We start from the raw sequence: 24459 nt of genomic DNA, 5'->3' as shown, positions 1-24459 counted from the left end.
ACGTGACCAACGCCCGACGATGCCACCGTATTCCCCGCGGCTACGCGTGACGCTGCTTGCGCTTGGCCGACGCGATCGCCCGGTCCGTCTCCCGGCGGTCCTGCTGCTCGCGCAGGGTCTGCCGCTTGTCGTACTCCTTCTTGCCGCGCGCCAACGCGATCTCGGCCTTCGCCCGGCCGTCCTTGAAGTAGACGGCGAGGGCCACGATCGTGTGGCCCGTCTCCTCCGACTTCACCGCCAGCTTGTCGATCTCCTCGCGGTGCAGGAGCAGCTTGCGCTTGCGGCGCGCGGAGTGGTTGGTCCAGCTGCCCTGGAAGTACTCGGGGATGTGCGCGGCGTGCAGCCACGCCTCGTTCCCCTCGATCTGGACGAAGGCGTCGGTCAGCGAGGCGCGTCCCTCGCGCAGCGACTTCACCTCGGTGCCGGTGAGGACGAGACCGGCCTCGTAGACGTCGATGATCGCGTAGTCGTGCCGGGCCTTCTTGTTCTGCGCGACGATCTTGCGCTTGCCGTCCTTGGCCTTGGCCGTGGCGGCCGCCCCGCCCTGCTTCGGCTGGGACTCCTTCGGTACGTACATTCCCTTGCTCATAGTCCCGCCATTTTCGCACCTGGAGGGGCCCGGGGGGAAAGCCGATTACGGAGCCGCCGGCCACAGGGCCGGATCTACGGGGCCGACGCGTCCCCGAGGCCGCCCAGTACGGTCTCGGCGCGCTCCAGCGCCCCCTCGTCGGCCTCCAGGTCGGGGGTGATGCCCCGGCCGTCGACGCTGTGCCCGGAGGGCGTGCGGTAGTGCCCGACGGTCAGTTCGGCGACGGAGCCGTCGGGCAGCCGGCTCGGCATCTGGACCGACCCCTTGCCGAAGGTGCGAGAGCCCACGACGACCGCGCGACCGCGGTCCTGAAGGGCGCCGGTGAGCAGCTCGGCCGCGCTCATCGTGCCGCCGTCGACGAGCGCGACCAGGGGTCTGCCGGTGTCGCCGCCGGCCTCGGCGTGCAGGGCGTGCTGGGCGCCCTCGACGTCGTAGGTGGCGACGAGACCGCCGTCGAGGAAGGCGGAGGCGGCCGCGACGGCCTCCGTGACCAGGCCGCCGGAGTTGCCGCGCAGGTCCAGGACGATCCCGGCGCCGACCGGCGCCTGCCGGACGGCGGTCCGCACGCTGTCGCCGACGCCCTTGGTGAACGCGGCGACGGCAATGACGGTGACGCCGCCGGGGAGACTGCGGGCGGTGACGGAGTCCGTGGAGAGGAGGGCCCGGCGCAGGGTCTCGGTCCACGCGCGCGTGCCGCGCTCCAGGCCGAGCCGGACGGCGGTGCCGGCGGACGCGTCCTCGCCGTCACCGCGCAGTAAGGAGACGACGTCGGTGACCGGCAGCCCGTCGACGCTACGGCCGTCGACCGTGCGCAGCCGGTCGCCGGAGCGGATCCCGGCGGCGGCCGCGGGCGATCCCGACTGCACCTTGGTCACCTCGATCCGGCCGTCCCGCTCGCTGCGCGCCTCCAGGCCGACGCCGGTGTAGCGGCCGTCCAGGGACTCCGCGAACTCCTCGTACTCGCCCTCGGAGTAGACGGCGGCCCAGCGGTCCCCGCTGCGGCTGACGGCGCGCTCGGCGGCCTCCATCGGGGACTTGCCGCTCGCTGCGGCCTCCTCGGCGGCCCGGGTGACGTCCTCGGAGTGACCGGCGGGGGCGGTGGCGGGAGCGGCGCCCGAGGCGCTGGCACGCCCCTCGCCCGGCTCCCGCGGCAGCGCTCCGGTCGCGGCACCGGCGACGAGCACACTCGCGAACACCAATGTCAGGGCGGCCCCGCGGCGGAAACGGCGGGGCTGGCAGAACAGGTCGCGGCCTGACATGGCGGTGAGTCTAGGGGAACGCGAAGGGCCGTACGGTCGGTTGACCGTACGGCCCTCGGGGCGTGCGTCACACCTTGAGGTACTTGCGCAGCGCGAAGAAAGCGGCCAGCGCGGGCATCAGCAGGCTGGTGGCGAGGATGAGCGGAAGTTTCGTCAACACGGCGTCCCAGCCGATGAAGTTGATCAGATTCAGCTTCTCGGACAGGGCCAGGCCGTGGTCGATGATGAAGTACCGGGCGATCACCAGGAATCCGCAGGCGACCGTGCCGCCGATCAGCCCGGCGACCGCGGCCTCGGCGATGAACGGCGCCTGGATGTAGAAGCCGGATGCGCCGACGAGCCGCATGATCCCGGTCTCCCGCCGCCGGCTGAAGGCCGAGACGCGCACGGTGTTGACGATCAGCATCAGCGCGACGACCAGCATCAGCGCCATCACCGCCCGCGCCGCCCAGTTCATGCCGTTGAGCAGTCCGAAGAGGTTGTCCAGGATGCCCTTCTGGTCCTGCACCGACTGCACGCCGTCCCGCCCGTCGAAGGCGGTAGCGATGACCTGGTACTTCTCCGGGTCCTTCAGCTTGATGCGGTACGACTCCTGCATCTGGTCCGGCGTGAGGGAGCTGGCCAGCGGGGAGTCGCCGAACTGCTCCTTGTAGTGCTTGTACGCGTCGTCCTGCGACTCGTACGTCACCGAGTCGACGACGCCCATCTTGTCGAGGTCGGACTTGATCTGCTTCTTCTGGTCCGCGGTGACCGCGCCCTTGGCGCAGTTCGGGTCGGACTCGGCGTCGCTCTTGTTGCAGAGGAAGACCGAGACGTTGACCTTGTCGTACCAGTAGCCCTTCATCGTGGTGACCTGGTCGCTCATCAGGAGCGACCCGCCGAAGAGCGCCAGGGACAGGGCGACGGAGACGATGACGGCGAAGGTCATCGTCAGGTTGCGGCGGAGACCGACGCCGATCTCCGACAGTACGAACTGGGCGCGCATGGCGAGTTGTTCAGGCCTTTCCGGGGACGGTCAGTGCTGGTAGCCGTAGACGCCGCGCGCCTGGTCGCGGACGAGCCGGCCCTGCTCCAGCTCGATGACGCGCTTGCGCATCTGGTCCACGATGTTCTGGTCGTGCGTCGCCATCACGACGGTCGTGCCGGTCCGGTTGATCCGGTCCAGCAGCTTCATGATGCCGACGGAGGTCTGCGGGTCGAGGTTGCCGGTGGGCTCGTCCGCGATCAGCAGCTTGGGCCGGTTCACGAAAGCCCGCGCGATGGCCACGCGCTGCTGCTCACCGCCGGAGAGTTCGCCCGGTCTGCGGTCCTCCTTGCCGCCGAGCCCGACGAGGTCGAGCACCTGCGGCACGGACTTGCGGATCTCGCCCTTGGACTTGCCGATGACCTCCTGCGCGAAGGCCACGTTCTCCGCGACGGTCTTGTTCGGCAGCAGCCGGAAGTCCTGGAAGACCGTCCCCAACTGGCGGCGCATCTGCGGCACCTTCCAGTTGGAGATGCGCGCGAGGTCCTTGCCCAGGACGTGCACCTGGCCGTGGCTGCACCGCTCCTCGCGGAGTATCAGCCGCAGGAAGGTGGACTTTCCGGAGCCGGAGGACCCGACGAGGAACACGAACTCGCCCTTCTCCACCTCGAGGGAGACATCCCTGAGTGCGGGGCGGGTCTGCTTGGGGTAGACCTTGGAGACATTGTCGAATCGGATCACGGATGCACCACGGGTCGCCGGGGGTAGATGAGCGTGACCATACGCGAACCGAGGAGGGCGGCGCAGGCGTCGGGAGGGGTTGGGTGGGGCTTGTGCGTTTTTGTACGCGACTTTGTACGGCACCCGCACTCCGGGCCGCGCTCCGGTCGCTCCGCGGTCGCTCTCCGGGGGAGCCGCGCACCCTCCGGAGGAACCTGGCACAGTGGAGGGGGAACGTTCCCGTTCCCGCAGGCGTTGTGTACGTGGAACCGGTGCAAGGAGGGCGAGCGCATGACGTACGACCGGCTGGTGTGCGCTAACTGCGCGGCTCCCGTGAGCGAGGGCCGGTGCCCTGTGTGCCGCGCCAACCGCGAGCGGTTGCAGCAGCAGGAGAACTTCTTCGCGGGCCTGAACCCGATGACGCTGATCGCGCTCCTGGTGGTGCTGGTGGCAGCGATGGCGCTGCTCGCCCACCAGACCGCGTAAGCAGACCGCGCAGCCGCGGGGCACGGACGACAAGGGGCCCGGAGCGAACAGCTCCGGGCCCTTGCCTGTGTACGTCACGTACGGGTACGGCTACCTACCGTCAGGCAGCGGCTCCGCCACGGCCCGCGACGAGACGCGGGAGCACGCGGAAGCCGACGCCGCCGGCGATCATCGTGGCGGCGCCGATGACCAGGAACATGGTCTGACCGGCACCGGTCTCGGCCAGCTCCTTGCCACCGCCCTGGGCGACGGCCTCGGCGTTGTCCGAGGTGTCGGTCAGCGCGGAGCTGCCCACCTCCTGGGTGGAGGTGCCGTCGGTGTCGGTACCGGTACCGGCAGAGCTGCTGCCGGACGAGGACGAACCGGCCGTGGTGCTGCCCGCCGAGGTGTTGCCCTCCGAGGACGAGCCGGAGGACGTGTTGCCCTCCGAGGACCCCGAAGAGGTGTTGCCGGACGAGGTGCCGGACGACGTACCGGTCGAGGTACCCGTCGACGTGCCCGCCGAGGTCCCGGTGGACGTACCCGCCGAAGTACCCGCCGAGGTCCCGGTGGACGTGCCCGCCGAAGTACCGGTGGACGTACCCGCCGAGGTCCCGGTGGACGTGCCCGTCGAAGTACCGGTGGAGGTACCCGTGGACGTGCCCGCCGAAGTACCGGTCGAGGTGCCGGTCGAGGTGCCCGTCGAAGTACCGGTGGAGGTACCCGTGGACGTGCCCGCCGAAGTACCGGTCGAGGTGCCGGTCGAGGTGCCCGTCGAAGTACCGGTGGAGGTACCCGTGGACGTGCCCGCCGAAGTACCGGTCGAGGTGCCGGTGGACGTGCCCGTCGACGTGCCGCCATCGGCGCAGACCCCGACCGGGCAGGGCTCCTCACCCGTCTGTACGGTGACTTCGCCGGACGTGGACACCAGGCCACTCAGGCCGTCCTCGTCACCGGCGGCCGAGGCGACGCCGGCGACCGTCAGTGAGGCGCCCGCGGCGATCACGGCGCCGGCGGCTATGCGCGCGACCCTGATCCGCGTCTTCTTGGTCATATGGTTGCTACCCCCAGTAGCTGATCGTCGATGAGGCCGCGCTCGGGACTGTGATCGACGGGGGCAGCTGAGATGTAGCTGAAGCCAAGTCCCCCGGTTCACATACGTCCCGGAGATACGCATGCCACACTGCACCCTCCCCATTTTTCAAAGCAACGTCAAGGTCGTTGCGGGCGCAATGTCCAGGTCGGGGGGCTTTGCGAGACGGTGATGCTGTGAATGTGATGTAAAAAGCAACCGCCCCCGATTCGAGGGCGGTTGCCTTGTCGACAAACCTACTTCTCCTGCTGCTTGCGCCAGCGAATTCCGGCTTCCAGGAAACCGTCGATCTCACCGTTGAACACGGCCTCGGGGTTGCCCACTTCGAACTCGGTGCGCAGGTCCTTCACCATCTGGTACGGGTGCAGGACGTACGAACGCATCTGGTTGCCCCAGGAGTTGCCGCCGTCGCCCTTGAGGGCGTCCATCTTGGCCTGCTCCTCCTGCCGGCGCCGGTCGAGGAGCTTCGCCTGGAGGACGTTCATCGCGGACGCCTTGTTCTGGATCTGCGACCGCTCGTTCTGGCAGGAGACGACGATGCCGGTGGGGAGGTGGGTCAGACGCACCGCGGAGTCCGTGGTGTTGACGCCCTGGCCGCCGGGTCCGGAGGAGCGGTAGACGTCCACCCGCAGCTCGGACTCGTCGATCTCGATGTGGTCGGTGGTCTCCACCACGGGAAGGATCTCGACACCCGCGAAGGAGGTCTGCCGGCGCCCCTGGTTGTCGAAGGGCGAGATGCGCACGAGACGGTGCGTGCCCTGCTCGACGGAGAGCGTCCCGTAGGCGTAGGGGATCTGCACGGCGAAGGTGGTCGACTTGATGCCGGCCTCTTCGGCGTACGACGTCTCGTAGACCTCGGTCTTGTAGCCGTGCTGCTCGGCCCAGCGCAGGTACATGCGCTGGAGCTTCTCCGCGAAGTCGGCGGCGTCGACGCCACCGGCCTCGGCGCGGATGTTGACGAGCGCCTCACGGGAGTCGTACTCGCCGCTGAGCAGCGTACGGACCTCCATCTCGTCCAGCGCCTTCTTGACGGCGGTGAGCTCGGACTCGGCCTCGGCGCGGGTGTCCGGGTCGTCCTCCTCCTCGGCCATCTCGAACAGCACGGCGAGATCGTCGATCCGGCCGCGCAGCACGTCCGCCTTCCTGACCTCGGCCTGGAGGTGGGACAGCTTGCTGGTGATCTTCTGCGCCTCGTCCGGGTTGTCCCACAGGGACGGCGCGGCCGCCTGCTCCTCGAGCACGGCGATGTCTGCCCTCAGCTTGTCGAGGTCCAGAACGGCCTCGATCGACTCCATGGTCGAGGAGAGGGACTTGAGCTCTTCGGATACATCGACGACTGCCACGCCTCCAGCGTAACGGCTCCGCCAACCGGGGAGTGCCGGTGACCGTGCCTTGCCTGCTCACCGGCCTCGCCGAGGAGGTCAGGGCGTCGCCGGCGTCGAGTTCTTCGTGTCCTGCGGGGGCGCGTCCTCGCCCGACGTGGCCGCCCACGTCCCGGCGCCCACCGCGGCGACCAGCGCCACCGCCGCCACGCCCAGCGTGATCCGGCGGCGCCGGGTGACGGAACGGTTCCGTGCCGAGCCGGGGCGCGGGGTGCCGGCCGCCCGGGGGACCCGTGCCGTGCCGTGCGCGCCGCCCGCGAGCTCGTCCGGGGCGGGCACCCGCATCGAAGTGTGGGTGTCCCGGTTGGAGTCCGGTTTCGCGCCCGGCACCAGCGGGACCGAACCCCGCCGCACCCGCCCGGAGGGGGCCGCCGGGGCGGACGTGGCGGGCGCGGCCTCGGTCGGCTCGTCCTCCTCCTCGGTGTCGGGCTCGTCCACGTCCAGCGGCGGCATCCCCGCGAGCATCGGCAGCTGCTCGCGCAGCCGGGCCGCCAGCTCGGAGGCCCGCAGCCGGGACGCCGGGGCCTTCGCCAGGCACTGCACGATCAGCTGCCACAGCTCGTCCGGGATGCCGGGCAGGGGAGCGACGGACTCCGTGACATGGCGGCGCAGCACCGCGCCCGGGTGGCCGCCGCCGAACGGCGTGAAGCCCGCGAGCAGCTCGTAGAGCACCGTCGCCAGGGCGTAGATGTCGACCGAGGCGCGCGGCGGCAGGCCCTCCACGATCTCCGGCGCCAGGTAGTCGGGGGTGCCGATGATCTTCGTGGCACGGGTCCGTTTGGGGGTGTCGATCAGTTTCGCGATGCCGAAGTCGGTCAGCAGGGCGCGGTGCGAGCCGCCGGGGCCGAGCGGGCCCTGCATGTCGAGGAGCACGTTCTCCGGTTTGACGTCGCGGTGCACGACCCCGGCCGCGTGCGCGGCGGCCAGTCCCTCGGCGATGTCCGCGACGATCGCCACGGCGGCCTCGGGCGCGAGCCGCCGGTCCCGTTCGAGCCGGGTGCGCAGGTCCGTGCCGCGGACCAGGTCCATGACGAGAGCGAGGTCATTGCCGTCGACCACCAGGTCCCGGACGGACACCACGTGCGGGTGCTCCAGGCCGAGCAGTGCCGTGCGCTCCTGCACGAAGCGGCCCACGAGCTCCTCGTCGGAGGCGAGGTCCTCGCGCAGCAGCTTGACGGCGACGGGCCCGTCCGGTCCCTCGCCCAGCCACACCGTGCCGGCGCTGCCCCGTCCCAGGATCTGGTGGGCGGTGTACCGGCTGCCGATCTTCCGTGCCAAGACTGCTCCTACAGACGCGTGTTGCCCATCAAAGTACGCGTCCGAAGAGCCAACCTTCACCGCGGAGACGGAAATCACCCGCCAGGTGTCGACAAGTCCATAAACCCGCGGTCGTCCGGGCCGGTCTGCGTGCCTCGCGGCGGGCCGGCCGGCGGGTCAGTTCCCGGGGGTGCCCGAGCCGCTGCCCGAGTCGCCGCCGAGGTCGCTGATCCAGCCGGTGACGTCCCCGATCCAGCCGGTGACCAGGTCCCAGTAGCTCTTGCCCGTGCCGATCCACCCCTGAAGCGGGCTGAACTCCCAGATCAGCCATCCGGCCACGAACAGGATGACGATCGTGAACAGACACCCCTTCAGACAGCCGAGACCGGGGATCCGCATCGGGTTGGCGGTGCGCTGCCTCGGCTCGCGCGGCTGCCTGGGCTCCGGCGCGGGCCGCTGGCTCGGCTGCGGCTGGGGCGGCGGCGCATACCGCTGCGGCTGCTGGGGCTGCTGCGGCGCGTACTGCTGTTGCTGCGGCGGTGGCGGCCCCTGATACCCGTATCCGGGCGGCTGCTGGGGCTGCGGCCGCTGCTGAGGCCGCTGCTGAGGCCGCTGTTGGTGCTGCTGCGGCGGGTACGGCTGCTGTTGCTGCGGCGGCTGCTGCTGCGGGCGGGCGACCTGCCGCTGGGGGCGGCGGCGCAGCGGGTCCTCGCCGGGGTCCAGGTACTGCTGGACCTGGGTCTGCTCGTTGCGGTCGCGGGCCCCCTGCATCTGGGTCGCCCAGGGATGCGGCTGCTCGGGCTGCTGCCCCGGCTGGTGCGGCGGCACCGGCGGCAGGACGGCCGTCGGATCGGCCGCGCCCGCACCGCCCGTGTGCGGCAGGACGGCGGTGGGGTCGGCGGCCCCCGCCGGGCCGGAGGTGTGCGGCAGGACGCTGGTCGCGGCGTTCGGGTCGAAGGCGCCGCCCGGCACGGTCGCGGGCGCCGGGTCGGGCGCGAGCACATGGCCGACGCCCTCCGCCGCGGCGATCTGCATCGAGTTCGCGTGCACCCCGATGCCCTCGGCGACGATCCGCAGCCCGCGCGCGAGGTTCTCGGCGCTGGGCCGGTCGTCGGGGCTCTTGCGCAGGCAGCGCTCGATGACCGTCCACAGCGGGTCGGGGACGGTGGACGGGCGGCGCGGCTCGGCGCTGAGATGCTGGTGGAGGACCTCCAGCGCGGAGCCGCCGGAGAACGGCGGACGGCCGGTGACCAGCTCGTAGAGCAGGATGCCGGCGCCGTAGATGTCCACGGCGGAGGTCTGCGGGCGGCCCTCGGCGGACTCCGGCGCGATGTACGCGGGCGTGCCGACGAACTCGCTGGTCCGGGTCAGGCCCGGGGAGTCGGCGAGGCGGGCGATGCCGAAGTCGGTGAGCAGCGGGTGCATCTGCCCGCCGTCCTGCATCAGCAGGACGTTGGCCGGCTTCAGGTCGCGGTGCACCACGCCGTCGGCGTGGCTGGCGGCGAGCGCGTCGGCGACCTGGGCGGTGAGCAGGGAGGCGGCGACCGGCGTCAGGGGGCCGTTCTCGCGCAGATAGCGGTGCAGGTCGGGGCCGTCGACGAGGTCCATGACCAGCGCCAGCAGATCGCCCTCGACGACCAGGTCGCGGACCCGGACGATGTTCGGGTGGGTCAGGCGCAGCAGCACGGACCGCTCGCGCAGGAAGCGCATCACGACGTCGGGGTCGCCCGCGAGCTCTTCCTTGAGGACCTTGATCGCGACGGTCTCTCCGGGCTGGCCCGGCACGGCCGCCTCGGCGCCCGCGGTCTCGCGCTGGCGGGCTCGCCAGACGGTGCCCGTGGCGCCGCGTCCGAGCGGCTCCTCGAGCAGGTACTTGCTGCCGACTGGCCGCACGTCACGCGCTCCCTGCTGCTTGCTTGCCTGTTCCTGTCCGATGTTCCGACCCACTGTAGTGCCGCTGTGCGGACACCGGGCTGTCGTCTTTGTTCGAAGGAAAGACGCTTCGCCCGGTCTTCTTGGTTGCCGGAGCGGGACGTGACCGATCTCAACTGATCACCGGCGACGCGCTTGTCCGGCACTTTTGCGGGCAGAGCCGACCAATCAAGATCACTTGCCACCGGGTGTGGGGCGCGTTGTCAGTGACAGGTGCGAGGATGCCTTCAGTACTGGCCGCTGTACTCGTGTGGGGTGGGGGGAAGTCCGCGCCCGTGCAGAAGGGACCGCTGACGGCGATGCAGATCCGGCTGACCGTCGTAGACCCGCAGGGTGCGCACCCCGATGCGCGGGCCCGCGCCGCGGCTTGCGACGTGCTGGTCACGGCGCCCGCCGGCACCGCCCTGGCCGCGGTGGCGTCCGCGCTGGCCGCGGCGGTCTCCGGGGAGGGCGCTCCGTCGTCCTCGTCCGCGGCGGCGATCGTGCTCTACGCGGGCGTGGAGCGGCTCGACTCACAGCGCTGCACCCTCGGCGAACCCCCGCTGATCGACGGCGCGGTGCTGTCCCTCGGCGCACCGGCCGACCCCGAACCGCACCCGGAGGTCGACGACGCCCCGGCCCGGCTGCACGTGGTGGCCGGACCGGACGCGGGCGGGGTCCACCTGCTGCACGGCGGTCAGGTCCGCGTCGGCCGCTCCGCCGACGCCGATGTGCCGATCGACGACCCGGACGTCTCCCGGCTGCACTGTGCGGTGACGCTCGCCCCCGAGGGCCGTGTCACGGTCGCCGACCTCGGCTCCACCAACGGCACCACGCTGGACGGCACGCGCGTGCAGACCCGCCCCGTCCGTCTCACCCCCGGCGCCCTCCTGCGCGTCGGCGAGTCGGCCCTGCGGCTGGCCCCACCCGGCGGCCCCGGCCCGCGGGTGCCGACGACCCCGGACGGCGAAGGCCATGTCCGGGTGCCCTGCGGGGGGACGACGGCGGAGGCCCCGGAGTCGAACACGGGCTCGGACTCGGGCACGGGCACCGGCACCGGCACCGGCTCGAACTCGGTCGCAGGCTCCGGATCGGTCCCGGAGAAGGACACGGACCACGCGCGCGTGACGGGCGCCGGGCCGAACGGACCCACCGGCCATGCCCACGGCACCGTCGACTGGAGCGGCACGGCGGAGGCCCGGGGCGAGCGGTTGCGCGGCTCCAGGGAGATTCCGCTGCCGCCGCACGTGGTTCCCGGCCAGGGCGGGGCACCGCACATCGAGAGCACGCCCGGCACCGCCGCCGGCACGGGCGCGGGTTCCGGCTCCATGAACACCCATGCCGGCCGCGCCGGCCTCGGCTCCTTCACCGCGCCGCACGACGAGGACGTCCGCGGCCCGCACACCGCGCCCGACGACTCCCCCTACGAGCCGTCCGCCCGCCGCAAGGGCACCCCCCTGCGCGGCACCGACGTCCCCCCGGGCGTGCGCAAGCGCGGGGGGCTGTCCGCGTGGGCGCGGCGGCTGGCCGGCGGTCGCGGCGGCGCCCCGGACGACCCGGTCGTCCCCGGGACCTACGACGAGGAGACGGTCGGAGCCGAGGCGCAGCCGATCGCCGGCCCGCCCCCCGCGCCCGAGACCTGGCCCGACCCGGCGGCGCTGCTGCTCACGGCGCTGGGTCCGGGCCCCCGGCTGTGGGAGCGCGCCCCCGGGCACCCGGAGGCGCTCACCGTGCGGCTCGGCACGGCCGACCGGGCGGCGCCCGACGGCTCGGGCCTGCTGCCCGCCGTACCGGTGACGGCGGGGCTGCGCGAGGTCGGCGCGCTCGGCCTGGCCGGGCCGCGCCCCCGGCTGTCCGGGCTGGCGCGCGCGGTGCTGGCCCAACTCGCCGCGCTGCACTCCCCCGACGCCCTGGAAATCGTCCTGATCAGCACGGACCGCGCGCGTTCCGAGGAGGAGCGGACCGCCGAGTGGTCCTGGCTGGGCTGGCTTCCGCATCTGCGCCCGGGACACGGCCAGGACTGCCGGCTCCTGCTCGCCTACGACCGCGACCAGGCCGCCGCCCGCGCGGACGAACTCCTGCGCCGCCTGGAGGACCACCTCACCGACAGCGCGAGCGGTACGGGTGACGCGACCGGCCCGGCACAGATCCCGGCGCCCCGTGGCTCGGCCCGCCGTCCCTCCTGGGCGGTGGCGGAGGACTCTGCGGACGGCGCGTTCCCCGGCCCGTACACGGTGGTCGTCGTGGACGGCGATCCCGGCGGCGCCGATCTGCGGGAAGCGGTGGCCCGGCTGGCGGTGGCCGGTCCGCGGGCCGGGATACATGTCGTCTGCCTGGCCGAGACGCCCGCCGCCGCCCCCTCCGCACCGGCGGCAAAGACGTACGAGGCGGCCTGCGCGGCGGCGCCCACGTTCCGCGCGTGCGGGGCGGTCGCCCTGCTCAGCGGGGACGTGGCGACGGCGCTGCGGCTGGTACGGGTGGCGTCGCCCGGGGCGGAGACGGAGCGGCCCGGCCCGGTGGGACCGGGCACGGTCGGCGCGGTGGACGCCGTCTCGCCGGCCTGGGCGGAACGCTTCGCGCGGGCGCTCGCCCCCCTGCGGCCGGACGGCGCGGGCGGCGGGGAGCGGCACACGCGTGTGTCCGCACCGCTGCCCCAGTCGGCGCGGCTGCTGGACGAACTGGGCCTGGCCCGGGCCACGCCCGCCTCCCTGATGGCCCGCTGGGCGGACGCGGCCGACGACGCCGAGGCGCTCGGCGGCCGGGCGTGGGCCGTGCTCGGGGCCGGTCCGCGCGGCCCGGTGGGCGTGGACCTGGTCGCCGAGGGCCCCCACCTGCTGATCGAGGGCCCGCCCGGCAGCGGGCGGTCGGAACTGCTGCGGGCGGTCGTCGCCTCGCTGGCCGCCGCCGAGCGGCCGGACCGGCTGAGCATCATCCTGCTGGACGGCCGCGACACCGTCGGCAAGGGCGGCGGCCACGGCGACGGACTGCGGGTCTGTACGGACGTACCGCATGTCACCACCCACCTCACCGCCAACGACCCGGTCCGGATGCGGGAGTTCGCGCAGTCGCTGAGCGCCGAGCTGAAGCGGCGGGCCGAGTTGCTGGGCCGCGCCGGTTTCGCGGAGTGGCACACGCACCGCGCGGTGTCGGGCCGCATGGTCCCGCAGCGGACGCCGAACACCCCGCCCACGGCGGGAGCGGGCGCCGCCGACCTCGACACCCCGCCCAGCACCACCCTCCGGCTGCGGCCGGGGGCGGCCGCCCGTCAGCGGGCCGAGGCCGAGCCCCCGCTGCCCCGTCTGGTCGTGGTGGTCGACGACCTGGACGCCCTCGTCTCCCCCGCCCTCGGCTCTCCCGGCCGGCCCGCCGCGGGCTCGGTCATGCGCGCGCTGGAGGCGGTGGCCCGCGAGGGCGAGCGGCTCGGGGTGCACCTGGTGGCGGCGGCCGGTCCGGGAGGCCGTACGGCGGAGTCGGAGCCGGCCCGGATGTCCACCGTTCGGATCAGTCTCGACCCTCCGGGTTCCGGCACGGACGAACCGGCGCCGGGCCGCGGCCGCCTCCGGGGCGCGGACGGCCGTCTCACCCCCTTCCAGGGCGGCCGGGTCACCGGCCGCATCCCCCGCACGGCGACCCAGCGCCCCACGGTCGTCCCGCTGGAATGGCACCGCATGGGCGACCCCCCGACCCGCCGCCCGGTACGAGAACTGGGCAACGGCCCCACAGACCTGGCCCTCCTGGCCAGCGCCCTGGACCGGGCCTCCCGCCGATCCACCCCGTCAAACGTCCACTGACAAGTCCGACGTCCACCGACAAACACCGGTCAGGGCACTCCAGCCCGTCCGGTGTCCACCGACAAGCACCGGTCAGGGCACTCCAGCCCGTCCGGCGTTTGAGGACATGGCCCTTTCGGGGCCGATGGGGGTCTGGGGGCACAGCCCCCGGTGACGCTCACACCGACACCCGCACCCATCACGACGCGATCACGATCCCCCTCTTGACAGCGCGGGCGCTCTTGCCGAGCCCAGGCACCCGGCGTAGACCAGTGCCACGGGACAGCGCTCGAACGTTCGACGAGGAACGAAGAACGGGGCAGTGATGCGCAGCACGAGCAACACCATCCGGACACGCAGGACCGTGAAGGCGGCCGCCACGCTCCTGGCGGGAGCGCTCGCGCTCTCGCTCACGGCGTGCGGCAGCGACGACGACAAGAGCGGCGGCACCGGGAGCGGCACCGGAACCAAGGACTCCGGCAGCACCCTCACCCTCCCCAAGCTCGACGGCACCACTCTCGAAGTGGCCGCCGTATGGACCGGCACCGAACAGGCGAACTTCAAGAAGGTCCTCGCCGAGTTCGCGAAACGCACGGGCGCGAAGGTCACCTTCGTGCCCGCGCAGGACCCGATCATCAACTTCCTCGGCTCGAAGATCGCGGGCGGCTCACCGCCGGACGTCGCGATGCTGCCGCAGCCCGGCGCCGTCAAACAGGCCGCCGACAAGGGCTGGGCCAAACCGCTGGGCGCCGAGGCCCAGGCGGAGCTCGCGAAGAACTACTCACAGGGCTGGCAGGACATCGGGAAGGTGGGCGACAAGCAGTACGGCGTCTACTACAAGGCCGCCAACAAGTCGCTGATCTGGTACAACGCCAAGGTCTTCGAGAACGCGGGCGCCACCGACCCCGCGACGTGGAAGGATCTGCTGACCACCGCGCAGACGGTGTACGACTCCGGCGTCACCCCGTTCTCGATCGGCGGCGCCGACGGCTGGACCCTCACCGACTGGTTCGAGAACGTCTACCTCTCCCAGGCGGGCCCGGAGAAGTACGACCAGCTCGCCCAGCACAAGATCAAGTGGACGGACCCCTCCGTGAAGGAGGCCCTGACCACCCTGGCCCAGATCTGGGGCAAGAAGGACTGGGTGGCGGGCGGCGCGAGCGGCGCGCTCCAGACCGAGTTCCCCGCCTCGGTGACCCAGACCTTCACCGGCGGCGACCAGCCGAAGGCGGCCATGGTCTACGAGGGCGACTTCGTACAGGTCAACATCGCCGACACGAAGTCGAAGGTCGGCACGGACGCCAAGGTGTTCCCGTTCCCGAAGGTCGGTGACACCGCGCCGGTGGTCTCCGGCGGTGACGCGGCCGTCATCCTGAAGGACTCCAAGGGCGCGCAGGCACTGGCGACCTTCCTGGCCTCGCCGGACGCGGCGGAGATCCAGGCGAAGCTCGGCGGCTATCTCTCGCCGAACAAGAACGTCGATGTCTCCGTGTACCCGAACGAGGTCCAGCAGACGATCGCCAAGGCGCTGATCGCGGCCGGCGACGACTTCCGCTTCGACATGTCCGACCAGGCCCCGCAGGCCTTCGGCGGTACCCCCGGCAAGGGCGAGTGGAAGGACCTCCAGGACTTCCTGAAGAACCCGACGGACGTGGCCGGCATCCAGGCGAAACTGGAGTCGGACGCGGCAGCGGCGTACGGGAACTGACGCGGAGATGGCGACGCCCGCGGCGGCGGGGGCTCCCGGAGCCCCCGCCCCTCCTCGCTCGCGCAAGAGTGTGACCGGCACCCGAAGGACCGTGGCCGCGCTGTTCCTGCTGCCCGCCCTGGTGCTGCTCGGCGCACTCGTGGTCTACCCGATCGGGTACTCGGTCGTGCGCAGTTTCTACGACCAGTCCGGCGACGGCTTCGCCGGCGTCGACAACTACAAGGCCCTCTTCACGGACGACGGCATCCGTACCGCCCTCAAGAACAACGTGATCTGGGTGGTGTTCGCGCCGACCGTCGCGACCGCGCTCGGTCTCATCTTCGCGGTGCTGACCGAACGGGTGCGCTGGGGCACCGCGTTCAAGCTGGTCGTCTTCATGCCGATGGCGATCTCGATGCTCGCCGCCGGCATCATCTTCCGGCTGGTCTACGACCAGGACCCGGACAAGGGCGTCGCCAACGCGGTGTGGGTGGGCGTCCACGACACGTTCGCCGAGTCGTCGGCGTTCCCGAAGGCCCACCCGGGCCGTGACTCGCCGCTGCGACCGCAGGACGGCGGCTTCGTCACCAAGGCCCCGGTCCGCACCGGCGTCCCGGTCGCCCTCCCGCTGGTCGGCGTCGCCCCCGACCAGATGCCCGGCAGCGCGGAGAAGGCCGTGCAGGCGCGGCCCGAACAAGGGGAGATCACCGGGACCGCCTGGCAGGACTTCACCCGCGGCAAGGGCGTCGGCACCCTCGGCGCGCCCGACCCGTCCGAACTGGGCTACGCCGGAATGAAGATCGAGGCGGTCAGGGACGGCAAGGTGGTGGCCTCGACGAAGGCGGCCGACGACGGCACCTTCACGCTTCCCGCCAAGGCCGACGGCGCCCGACTCCGGCTGCCCGCCGACAACTTCAAGGAGGCGTACAACGGTCTGGACTGGCTCGGCCCGTCGCTGGTCACGCCGGCCATCATCGGCTCGTACATCTGGATGTGGGCGGGCTTCGCGATGGTGCTGATCGCGGCCGGCCTGGCGGGGATTCCGCGGGAGCTGCTCGAAGCGGCCCGGGTGGACGGCGCCAACGAGTGGCAGGTGTTCCGCAGGGTCACCGTGCCGCTGCTCGCGCCGGTCCTCGCGGTCGTCGCCGTCACCCTGATGATCAACGTGCTGAAGGTCTTCGACCTGGTCTTCATCATCGCCCCGGGGTCGTCGCAGGACGACGCGAACGTGCTCGCCCTGGAGCTGTACCGCAAGGGCTTCTCCGAGGACCAGCCGGGCATCGCCAGCGCGATCGCGGTGTTCCTGCTGCTCCTGGTGATCCCGGTGATGTGGTTCAACGTACGTCGGCTCAGGCGGGAGGTGCGGAGGTGACGGCTACGACGGGGACGACCGCGACGACGGGGACCACGGGGACCACGGGGACGACCGGGACGACCGGGACGATGGGGACGAAGAAGCGGCTCGAATGGATCATGGAGAAGCTCAACGGCGGTCTGGTGCGCGCGTTCCTCATCGTCGTCGGACTGTTCTGGCTGGTGCCGACCATCGGACTGCTCGTCTCCTCGCTCCGCTCCCCCGAGGACATGAGCGCCGACGGCTGGTGGAACGTGTTCAGCGAGCCGTCCCGACTCACCTTCGACAGCTACCAGAAGCTGCTGGAGAACGGCGACATCACCGGTTCCCTCGTCAACACCGTGCTGATCACGGTGCCGGCGACGGTCCTGGTCGTCGTCATCGGCGCGCTCGCGGGCTACGCGTTCGCGTGGATGGAGTTCCCGGGCCGCGACTGGTGGTTCCTGGGCGTCGTGGGACTGTTGGTCGTGCCCGTGCAGGTGGCGCTGATCCCGATCGCCGAACTGTTCGGCAAGATCGGCCTGTTCGGGAACATCCTGGGCGTGATCCTGTTCCACGTCGGGTTCGGACTGCCCTTCGCGGTGTTCCTGCTGCGGAACTTCTTCGCGGAGATCCCGCGCGAACTGCTGGAGGCGGCCCGGCTCGACGGGGCCGGTGAACTGCGGCTGTTCGCCCGGGTCGTAATGCCGCTGGGCGGCCCGGCGATCGCCTCCCTGGGCATCTTCCAGTTCCTGTGGGTGTGGAACGACATGCTGGTCGCGCTGGTGTTCACCAACGCCGACAGCCAGCCGATCACGGTCGCCCTGCAGACCCAGGTACGGCAGTTCGGCAACAACATCGACGTGCTCGCGCCCGGCGCGTTCATCTCGATGGTGATCCCGCTGGCCGTGTTCTTCGCGTTCCAGCGGCAGTTCGTGTCCGGGGTGATGGCGGGCGCGGTGAAATAGCCCTGAGTTCCGGGCGAGAGGGGCGGGCCGAGTCATCGGCCTGCCCCTTCGCGTTCACCGGAAATCCCCCGTATGCCTCGAAAACCGTAACCGATTCACTCCATCGGCCGTTCCCGGGCAAGGCCCTGTCCACCGCCTCTACCGCCCGCGCCGACCCATGGATGTCCCTTGCCCAGGTTCAGTGTCATCGTCCCCGCGTACAAGGTTCAGGCCTACCTGCACGAGTGCCTCGAATCGGTGCTGTCCCAGTCGTACGGCGATCTCGAACTGATCGCCGTCGACGACCGTTCGCCGGACTCCTGCGGCGAGATCATCGACGAGTTCGCGGCCCGGGACGCGCGGGTGCGCGGCGTGCACCTGCCGGAGAACGTCGGTCTGGGGCCGGCCCGCAACGCAGGGATGGAGGCGGCGACCGGCGACTACCTGCTGTTCCTCGACTCCGACGACACGCTCACCCCGGACGCGCTGCGCACGATCGCCGACCGGCTGCGGGAGACGGGCGAGCCGGACGTCCTGGTCTACGACTACGCACGGACGTACTGGACGGGCCAGACCGTGCCCAACAAGTTCGCGGCGCAGCTCAGCGAGGAGGGCCCGGCGCCGTTCCCCCTCAAGGACCGTCCGGGGCTGCTCAGGGTGCTGATGGTGGCCTGGAACAAGGCCTACCGGCGGGAGTTCGTCGAGCGCGAGGGCCTGCGCTTCCCACCCGGCTACTACGAGGACACGCCGTGGACGTACCCGGCGCTGATGACGGCCAAGACCCTCGCGACCCTGGACCGGGTCTGCGTGCACTACCGCCAGCGCCGCCGGGGCAACATCCTGTCCACCACCAGCCGCGGCCACTTCGACGTCTTCGAGCAGTACGACCGGGTCTTCGCGTTCGTCGAGCAGCGGCCCGAACTCGCCGAGTGGCGGCCGGTGTTGTTCCGCCGCATGGTCGACCACCTGTCGACGGTGTTCACCAAGCGCGACCGGCTCCCGCGCGGCACGCGCGCCGAGTTCCTGCGCATGGCCCGCGCCCACTACCGCCGCTACCGCACCCCGGGCGCCTCGGTCTCGCTGCGCTGCCATCTGCGCCACACGCTGGTCCACTTCGGCGTGCACCGCACCTACCGGACGCTCCAGGGATTCATCACCCTGCTCCGGCGCACGCACAAGGCGGCCTCGAAGCTCACCCGGGCGCTGCGGGCGGGCGTCCTGCAGGCCCACTACCGGATCCAGCTGCGGCTGCCGCTGCGCGCCGACCGGGCCGTGTTCGCCGCGTACTGGGGCCGCGGGCACGGCTGCAACCCGGGTGCGCTGGAGGCCGCGTTCCGCACCTTCGCGCCGCAGGTGCGCACGGCCTGGATCGCCCGCCCCGAGCACCGGCCGGCCGTCCCGCCCGGCCCGCGTCACGTGCGCCCGGGCACGGCCGCCTACTGGACGGCGCTGGCCCGCTCCAAGTACCTGGTGAACAACGTCAACTTCGACCGGCGGCTGGTCAAGCGCCCCGGCCAGGTCTTCGTGCAGACCCAGCACGGCACCCCCCTCAAGCACATGGGCCTCGACCTCCAGGAACGTCCGGCGGCCGCCCGGGACATGGACTTCGCCCGGCTGCTGGGCGGCGTCGACAAGTGGGACTACGTGCTGTCCGCCAACCGCCACACCACGCTCACCTGGGAGCGCGTCTACCCGGGCCGCTACGAGACCCTCGAGTACGGCTATCCCCGCAACGACGTGTTCCAGCAGGCGACTTCGGCGGACGTGGCCCGGCTGCGGGAGTCGCTCGGCATCCCGCGCGACACGGTCGCCGTCCTCTACGCGCCCACCCACCGCGACTACCGCCGCGTCCAGCGCTCCCACCTGGACCTGGAGCGCCTGCTGCGCCGGCTGGGCCCGCGCTTCGTGATCCTGGCCCGCGCCCACTACTGGCAGGAGGCCCCGCCGGTCCGTGAGGTGCCGGGGGTCATCGACGTCAGCGACCACCCGAGCGTGGAGTCCCTGTGCCTGGCCTCGGACGCGCTGGTCACCGACTATTCGTCCCTGATGTTCGACTACGCCAACCTGGACCGGCCGATCGTGATCCACGCCGACGACTGGGAGGCGTACGAGGCGGCCCGCGGCACCTACTTCGACCTGCGGGCCTTTCCGCCCGGCGCGGTCGCGCGCAGCGAGGACGAGCTGATCGACATCTTCGCGACCGGCCACTGGCGCGGCTCCCGCTCGGCGCAGCTGCGCGCCGCGTTCCGCGAGCGGTTCTGCCCGCACGACGACGGCCGCGCCGCCGAGCGGGTCGTCCGGCGGGTGGTGCTGGGCGAGACGGAGCTGCCCGCGATCGTGCCGCTCGCCGAGCGCCGCCCGGTGCCGTCGGCGGCGCAGACGGCGGCCTCGACGCAGCCGGGGCGCGCGCCGAGCGCCATCGTGCCGCGGCCCTCCGCCGAATCCCAACCGGTCGCCGACACCGCCCTCTGAAACATCCGAGACGTCTGAAACAGAAGCAGAAACAGAAGCAGCGAGAGAGAAAGAGCAGCATGCCCCGCTTCAGCATCATCGTCCCGTCGGCGCCCCGGCGGGGCACGCTGGACTCCGTCCTCGCCCAGTCCTTCGGCGACTTCGAGCTGATCCCGGTCGGCGACGCGCCCGACGCGCCCGCCGTGCGGGACTCCCGGGTGGTTCCGGTGCGGTCGCCGCGGTCCTCGGGCCCCGCCGGGGCGCGCAACGCCGGGCTGCGGGCGGCGACCGGCGCGTATCTGCTGTTCCTCGACGGCGACGACTCACTGGCCCCGGGCGCGCTCGCGGCGCTGGACGCCCGGCTGGCCGAGACGGGCGACGTGGACGTCCTGTACGCCGAGCACGAGCGCGTCCCCTGGTGGGAGGGCCAGCCGGCCAACCCGGCGGCGGCGCTGCTGGCGACGACCCCGCAGGACGCCTTCTCCCCGGCCGAGGCGCCACAGCTGACCGGGGTGCGGCTGCCCGCGTGGGGCACGCTCTACCGGCGGTCCTTCCTCGCCGAGCACCGGCTCGACTTCCCCGACGGGCACTTCACGGACGTCGGCTTCGGCGGCCTGGTCACCGTGCACGCCGCCCGGGTCGCGGTGCTGCGCTCGGTCGTCGTGCGGCATCTGCTGCGGCGGCAGGGCGAGCGGGAGAACGAGCCGGGCCGGCACCATGCGGAGCTCTTGGACCGGACCGAGCTGGTGCTGGACCGGGCGGCCGAGCTCGGGCTGTCCGAGGACCGGTCGGGGCCGCTGTTCGAGCAGCTCTTCGCGGCCGTCCTGAAGACCGCCGCGCATCCGACCCGGCTGCCGCGCCTGCGCCGCCGGGCCTTCTTCCGGCGCGCGGGCCGGCTGTACCGGCGCCACCGCCCGGCCGGTTTCCGCAGGCCGGCCGGGAGCCTGGGGGTGCAGCACCGGCTGCTGGCGGCCGGCGCGTACACGGCGTTCCACGCACTGCACACCGCCCGCCGCAAGGCGTCGGCGGCCGGCCGGCGCGTCCCGCGCGCCAAAGGGCTGCGCACGCGCCTCCACTACCGCCGCCAGCTGCGCCGCCGGATCGATCCCGACCTGGCGGTGTACTGCGCCTATTGGGGCCGCGGCTACGCCTGCAACCCGGCCGCGATCCACGCCAAGGCGGCCGAACTCGCCCCGCACATCCGCTCGGTGTTCCTCGTGACGGCCGACCAGGTGCCCGCGCTGCCGGCGGGCGTCGACCACGCCGTCATCGGCAGCCGCCGGTACTGGCAGGTGCTGGCGCGCGCCAAGTACCTCGTCAACAACGCCAACTTCGAGGGGGCGGTCGTCAAACGCCCGGGCAGCGTGCATCTGTCGACGCAGCACGGCACCCCGCTGAAGAAGATGGGCGTCGAGCAGGCCGCGTACCCGGTGGTCGCCGCCGCCACCGGAAGCTTCGACCGCCTCCTCGGCCGGGTCGACCGCTGGGACTACAACCTCAGCTCGAACCGGCTCTCCACCGAGGTGTGGGAGCGGTCCTTCCCGGCCCACTACGAGATGCTCGAATACGGGTATCCGCGCAACGACGTCTACTACACGGCGACCGCGGACGACGTCCACCGCGTGCGCGCGCAACTGGGCGTCCCCGAGGGCCGTACGGCGCTGCTGTACGCGCCGACGCACCGCGACCACCGCACCGGCTTCGACGGCCGGCTCGACCTCGGCGCGCTGTGCGACGCCCTCGGCGACGACTTCGTGATCCTGCTGCGCGCCCACTACTTCTACGACTCCCCCGACGACGACCGCGCCCGTCCGCGCGACGAGCGGATCATCGACGTCACCGGGCACCGCTGCGCCGAGGACGTGTGTCTCGCCGCGGACGCCCTCGTCACCGACTACTCCTCGATCGTCTTCGACTACGCCAACCTCGACCGGCCCATCGTCGTGTACGCCGACGACTGGGACGTGTACCGCGAGACGCGTGGAGTCACCTTCGACTTCCTGGGCGCGCCGCCCGGCGCGGTCGCCCGCACCCCCGACGAGCTGACGGCCGTCTTCCGCTCCGGCCGCTGGGCGGACGCGGAGGCGGCCGAGCTGCGCGCCCGGTTCCGGGCCCGGTTCTGCGAGTTCGACGACGGGCGCGCCGCCGAGCGCGTCGTACGCCGGGTGCTGCTCGGGGAACCGGCCGAGCGGATCGAGCCCGCCGTGCCGCTCGCCCGCCGCACGCCCGCGCCCGCCGCCGTGCCGACCGCCGCCCTCACGAGGAGCTGACCTTCGTGCCCCGCTTCAGCGTCATCGTCCCTGTCTTCAAGGTGCAGGGCTTCCTGCGCGAATGCCTGGACTCCGTCCTCGACCAGTCGTTCGACGACCTCGAGGTGATCGCCGTCGACGACTGCTCGCCCGACGGCTGCGGCGCGATCCTCGACGAGTACGCGGCCCGCGATCCCCGGGTGCGGGCCGTCCACCTGCCCGAGAACGTGGGCCTGGGCCGCGCCCGCAACGCCGGCCTGCCGCACGCCACCGGGGACTACGTCCTCTTCCTCGACAGCGACGACAAGTACACGCCCGGGCTGCTGCGGGCGGTCGCCGAGCGGCTCGACGCGACCCACGACCCCGACATCCTGGTCTTCGACCACGTCCGCACCCACTGGTGGGGGCGCGCGGGCCGCAGCGACGCCGCCGGCCTCCTCGAACAGGCCGGCACCGACACCTTCGCGCTGCGCGAGCACCCCGAGTACCTGCATCTGTTCCTGGTCGCCTGGAACAAGGCGTACCGCCGGGACTTCTTCCTGGGCCACGGCTTCGCGTACCGGCCGGGGCTGTACGAGGACGCGCCCGTCACCTACCAGACGATGGTCACGGCCGAGCGCATCGCCTGTCTGGACCGGGTGGGCGTCGAGTACCGGCAGCGCCGCCAGGGCGCGATCACCCGCACCCCCGGCCGCAAGCACTTCGACATCTTCGAGCAGTACGAGGGGCTCTTCGCCTTCCTCGCCGAGCGGCCCGGCCTCGACTGGGCCCGACCGCTGCTGTTCGAACGGGCCCTGGACCACATGCTGTTCGCCGTGGCCCGCCCCGAACGGGTCCTGCGGGGCGACCGCAGGGAGTTCCACCGGCGGATCCGGGCCTTCTACCGCAGGCATGTTCCGCCGGGCTTCGCCCCGCCCGCGGAGGCCCGCCGTACGGAGATCCGGCTGCTGGCCCGCGCCCCCTACTCCGCCCACCTCGCCCTCGGCGTGCTGCGACGCGTCCGCCGGGCGCTCGGGCGGAGGGCGCAGCGGATGCGCGAGCTGGTCGTCCGGCGCCTCAAGCAGTCCTGGTACCGGCTCCAGCTGCGGCGGGCCCTCGACCCGGGGCTCGCCGTGTACTCCGCCGGACACAGCCGCGCCGTGAACGGCGATCCCCACGCGATCAGCCTCCGGGCCGCCGAACTGGCGCCGCACGTGCGGGGCGTGTGGGCGGTGCGGCCCGAGGCGGTGGGGCTGGTGCCCCCGGGCACGGAGTACGTGACGACGGGTTCCTGGCGCTACTACCGGGTGATGGCGCGGGCCAAGCACTGGATCAACGACTGCAACTGGGCCGGTGAACTGGTGAAACGTCCCGGTTCGGTGCATGTCCAGACGCACCGGGGCACGCCGCTCAAGTACATGGCGCTGGACCTGCGGAGCCGTCCGGGGGCCCGGCACGGCACCGATCTGCGCGGCATGCTGCGGCGCAGCGACCGCTGGGACGTCAGCCTGGTGGCGAACCGGCACTCGGAGGAGGTCTGGCAGCAGGCCTATCCCTGTCACTTCACGTCGCTGCGCAGCGGGTGCCCCCGCAACGACGTCCTGGTCGGAGGCGGGGCCGGGGACGCGCGCGGCGCCGGGCTGCGCGAGCGGCTGGGCGTCCGGCCGTCCGAGACGGTGGTGCTGTACGCGCCGACGCTGCGCGACTATCGCAAGGGCCGCCATGTGTGGCGGGTCGACCTGGAGGCGCTGGCCGGTTCGCTCGGCCCCGGGTACCGGCTGCTGGTCCGGCTCCATCCGAGCCTGGCCCGGCATCACGAACGGGCGCTGCTGCTGCGCGATCTGCACCGGCGCGGTGCGCTGACCGACGTCACGGACGAGCCGCACGTCGAGGACGTCCTGCTGGCCTGCGACGCCCTGATCACCGACTATTCGGCGCTGATGTTCGACTACGCCAACCTGGACCGGCCGATCGTGATCCACGCCGACGACTGGGAGGCGTACCGGGCGACCCGGGGCGCGTACTTCGACGTCACCGCCGAGCCGCCGGGGCATGTGACGCGCTCCGACGCGGAGCTGGCGAAGGTGTTCCACTCCGGCGTCTGGCAGGACGCCGAGTCGACCCGGCTGCGGGCGGCGTTCCGGGAGCGTTTCTGCGAGTACGACGACGGGCGGGCCGCGGAACGCGTCGTGCGGCGGATCCTGCTGGGCGAGGCGCAGGACACGGATGCCGGTGCGGGGCATGCCGTCCGCATCCCCGCGCCCGTCGACCGCTCGGCGCGGCTGCCCGAGTACCGCTGACCCGTGCGGCCTAGTGCCGCGGCAGGCAACGTTCGCCCCGTCGCGACGCCCGGCACGCACTCTCGCCGCACCGGCCGAAAGCCCAAGTACGTCCAGTACGAGG

The 24459-nt window shown here is 72.3% G+C and carries 17 protein-coding genes; 9 read left to right on the top strand and 8 right to left on the bottom strand.

Annotated elements, in window-relative coordinates:
* Positions 1-40: 40 nt before the first annotated feature.
* From smpB to ftsE, 4 genes are all read right to left on the bottom strand, one after another.
* The gene (smpB, locus tag AB0J04_RS25370; protein WP_363170839.1) at positions 41-577 is read right to left on the bottom strand and encodes an SsrA-binding protein SmpB; all 537 of its coding nucleotides are present in this window, start codon (positions 575-577) and stop codon (positions 41-43) included.
* Between the two features lie 86 nt (positions 578-663).
* On the bottom strand, positions 664-1848 hold the full coding sequence (locus AB0J04_RS25365) for a S41 family peptidase (protein WP_363170838.1): 1185 nt from the start codon (positions 1846-1848) through the stop codon (positions 664-666).
* A 67-nt stretch (positions 1849-1915) separates the two neighbouring features.
* Positions 1916-2833, bottom strand: coding sequence for a permease-like cell division protein FtsX (gene ftsX, locus AB0J04_RS25360; RefSeq protein ID WP_351917128.1), 918 nt, complete (start codon positions 2831-2833; stop codon positions 1916-1918).
* A gap of 30 nt (positions 2834-2863) precedes the next feature.
* The gene (gene ftsE, locus AB0J04_RS25355) at positions 2864-3553 is read right to left on the bottom strand and encodes a cell division ATP-binding protein FtsE (protein WP_351917130.1); all 690 of its coding nucleotides are present in this window, start codon (positions 3551-3553) and stop codon (positions 2864-2866) included.
* Positions 3554-3823: 270 nt separating this feature from the next.
* On the opposite strand from ftsE, the gene AB0J04_RS25350 reads away from it, so the two are divergent.
* Entirely contained in the window at positions 3824-4018 is a 195-nt protein-coding gene (locus tag AB0J04_RS25350) for a hypothetical protein (RefSeq protein ID WP_363170837.1), read from the top strand.
* A 100-nt stretch (positions 4019-4118) separates the two neighbouring features.
* On the opposite strand, the gene AB0J04_RS25345 is transcribed toward AB0J04_RS25350, so the two are convergent.
* Positions 4119-4313, bottom strand: a complete 195-nt coding sequence (locus AB0J04_RS25345; RefSeq protein WP_363170836.1) for an LPXTG cell wall anchor domain-containing protein — start codon at positions 4311-4313, stop codon at positions 4119-4121.
* A 22-nt stretch (positions 4314-4335) separates the two neighbouring features.
* On the opposite strand from AB0J04_RS25345, the gene AB0J04_RS25340 reads away from it, so the two are divergent.
* A complete protein-coding gene (locus AB0J04_RS25340) occupies positions 4336-5085 on the top strand; it encodes a hypothetical protein (protein ID WP_363170835.1) in 750 nt (249 codons plus the stop codon).
* Between the two features lie 241 nt (positions 5086-5326).
* Here the strand turns inward: AB0J04_RS25340 and prfB are convergent, their stop codons facing one another.
* The 3 genes from prfB to AB0J04_RS25325 all read right to left on the bottom strand — a co-directional run bounded on the left by prfB (position 5327) and on the right by AB0J04_RS25325 (position 9622).
* Positions 5327-6433: a peptide chain release factor 2 gene (gene prfB / locus AB0J04_RS25335; RefSeq protein ID WP_363170834.1), complete on the bottom strand. Its 1107-nt coding sequence runs from the start codon at positions 6431-6433 to the stop codon at positions 5327-5329.
* A gap of 78 nt (positions 6434-6511) precedes the next feature.
* Positions 6512-7750 carry a serine/threonine-protein kinase gene (locus AB0J04_RS25330; protein ID WP_363170833.1) on the bottom strand — a complete coding sequence of 413 codons (1239 nt, stop codon included), beginning with the start codon at positions 7748-7750 and terminating at the stop codon, positions 6512-6514.
* Positions 7751-7906: 156 nt separating this feature from the next.
* Positions 7907-9622 carry a serine/threonine-protein kinase gene (locus AB0J04_RS25325; protein ID WP_363170832.1) on the bottom strand — a complete coding sequence of 572 codons (1716 nt, stop codon included), beginning with the start codon at positions 9620-9622 and terminating at the stop codon, positions 7907-7909.
* Between the two features lie 338 nt (positions 9623-9960).
* Between AB0J04_RS25325 and AB0J04_RS25320 the strand changes: the two genes are divergently transcribed.
* The 7 genes from AB0J04_RS25320 to AB0J04_RS25290 all read left to right on the top strand — a co-directional run bounded on the left by AB0J04_RS25320 (position 9961) and on the right by AB0J04_RS25290 (position 24356).
* Complete coding sequence (locus tag AB0J04_RS25320; RefSeq protein WP_363170862.1) at positions 9961-13431, top strand: FHA domain-containing protein; 3471 nt, start codon at positions 9961-9963, stop codon at positions 13429-13431.
* A 304-nt stretch (positions 13432-13735) separates the two neighbouring features.
* The gene (locus tag AB0J04_RS25315) at positions 13736-15118 is read left to right on the top strand and encodes an ABC transporter substrate-binding protein (RefSeq protein ID WP_363170831.1); all 1383 of its coding nucleotides are present in this window, start codon (positions 13736-13738) and stop codon (positions 15116-15118) included.
* Positions 15119-15125: 7 nt separating this feature from the next.
* A complete protein-coding gene (locus tag AB0J04_RS25310) occupies positions 15126-16469 on the top strand; it encodes a sugar ABC transporter permease (RefSeq protein ID WP_363170830.1) in 1344 nt (447 codons plus the stop codon).
* A 71-nt stretch (positions 16470-16540) separates the two neighbouring features.
* Positions 16541-17398 carry a carbohydrate ABC transporter permease gene (locus AB0J04_RS25305; protein ID WP_363170861.1) on the top strand — a complete coding sequence of 286 codons (858 nt, stop codon included), beginning with the start codon at positions 16541-16543 and terminating at the stop codon, positions 17396-17398.
* A gap of 168 nt (positions 17399-17566) precedes the next feature.
* The gene (locus AB0J04_RS25300) at positions 17567-19849 is read left to right on the top strand and encodes a bifunctional glycosyltransferase family 2 protein/CDP-glycerol:glycerophosphate glycerophosphotransferase (protein ID WP_363170829.1); all 2283 of its coding nucleotides are present in this window, start codon (positions 17567-17569) and stop codon (positions 19847-19849) included.
* A 59-nt stretch (positions 19850-19908) separates the two neighbouring features.
* Positions 19909-22098, top strand: coding sequence for a CDP-glycerol glycerophosphotransferase family protein (locus tag AB0J04_RS25295; protein WP_363170828.1), 2190 nt, complete (start codon positions 19909-19911; stop codon positions 22096-22098).
* A gap of 5 nt (positions 22099-22103) precedes the next feature.
* Positions 22104-24356 (top strand): bifunctional glycosyltransferase family 2 protein/CDP-glycerol:glycerophosphate glycerophosphotransferase, encoded by a 2253-nt coding sequence (locus AB0J04_RS25290; protein WP_363170827.1) that lies wholly within the window; start codon positions 22104-22106, stop codon positions 24354-24356.
* Positions 24357-24459: the final 103 nt, after the last annotated feature.

It is taken from the genome of Streptomyces sp. NPDC050263, from assembly GCF_040655955.1.
Classification (GTDB): domain Bacteria; phylum Actinomycetota; class Actinomycetes; order Streptomycetales; family Streptomycetaceae; genus Streptomyces.
Note: the sequence above shows the minus strand (reverse complement) of the source record. Positions and strands in the feature narration are given on the sequence as shown.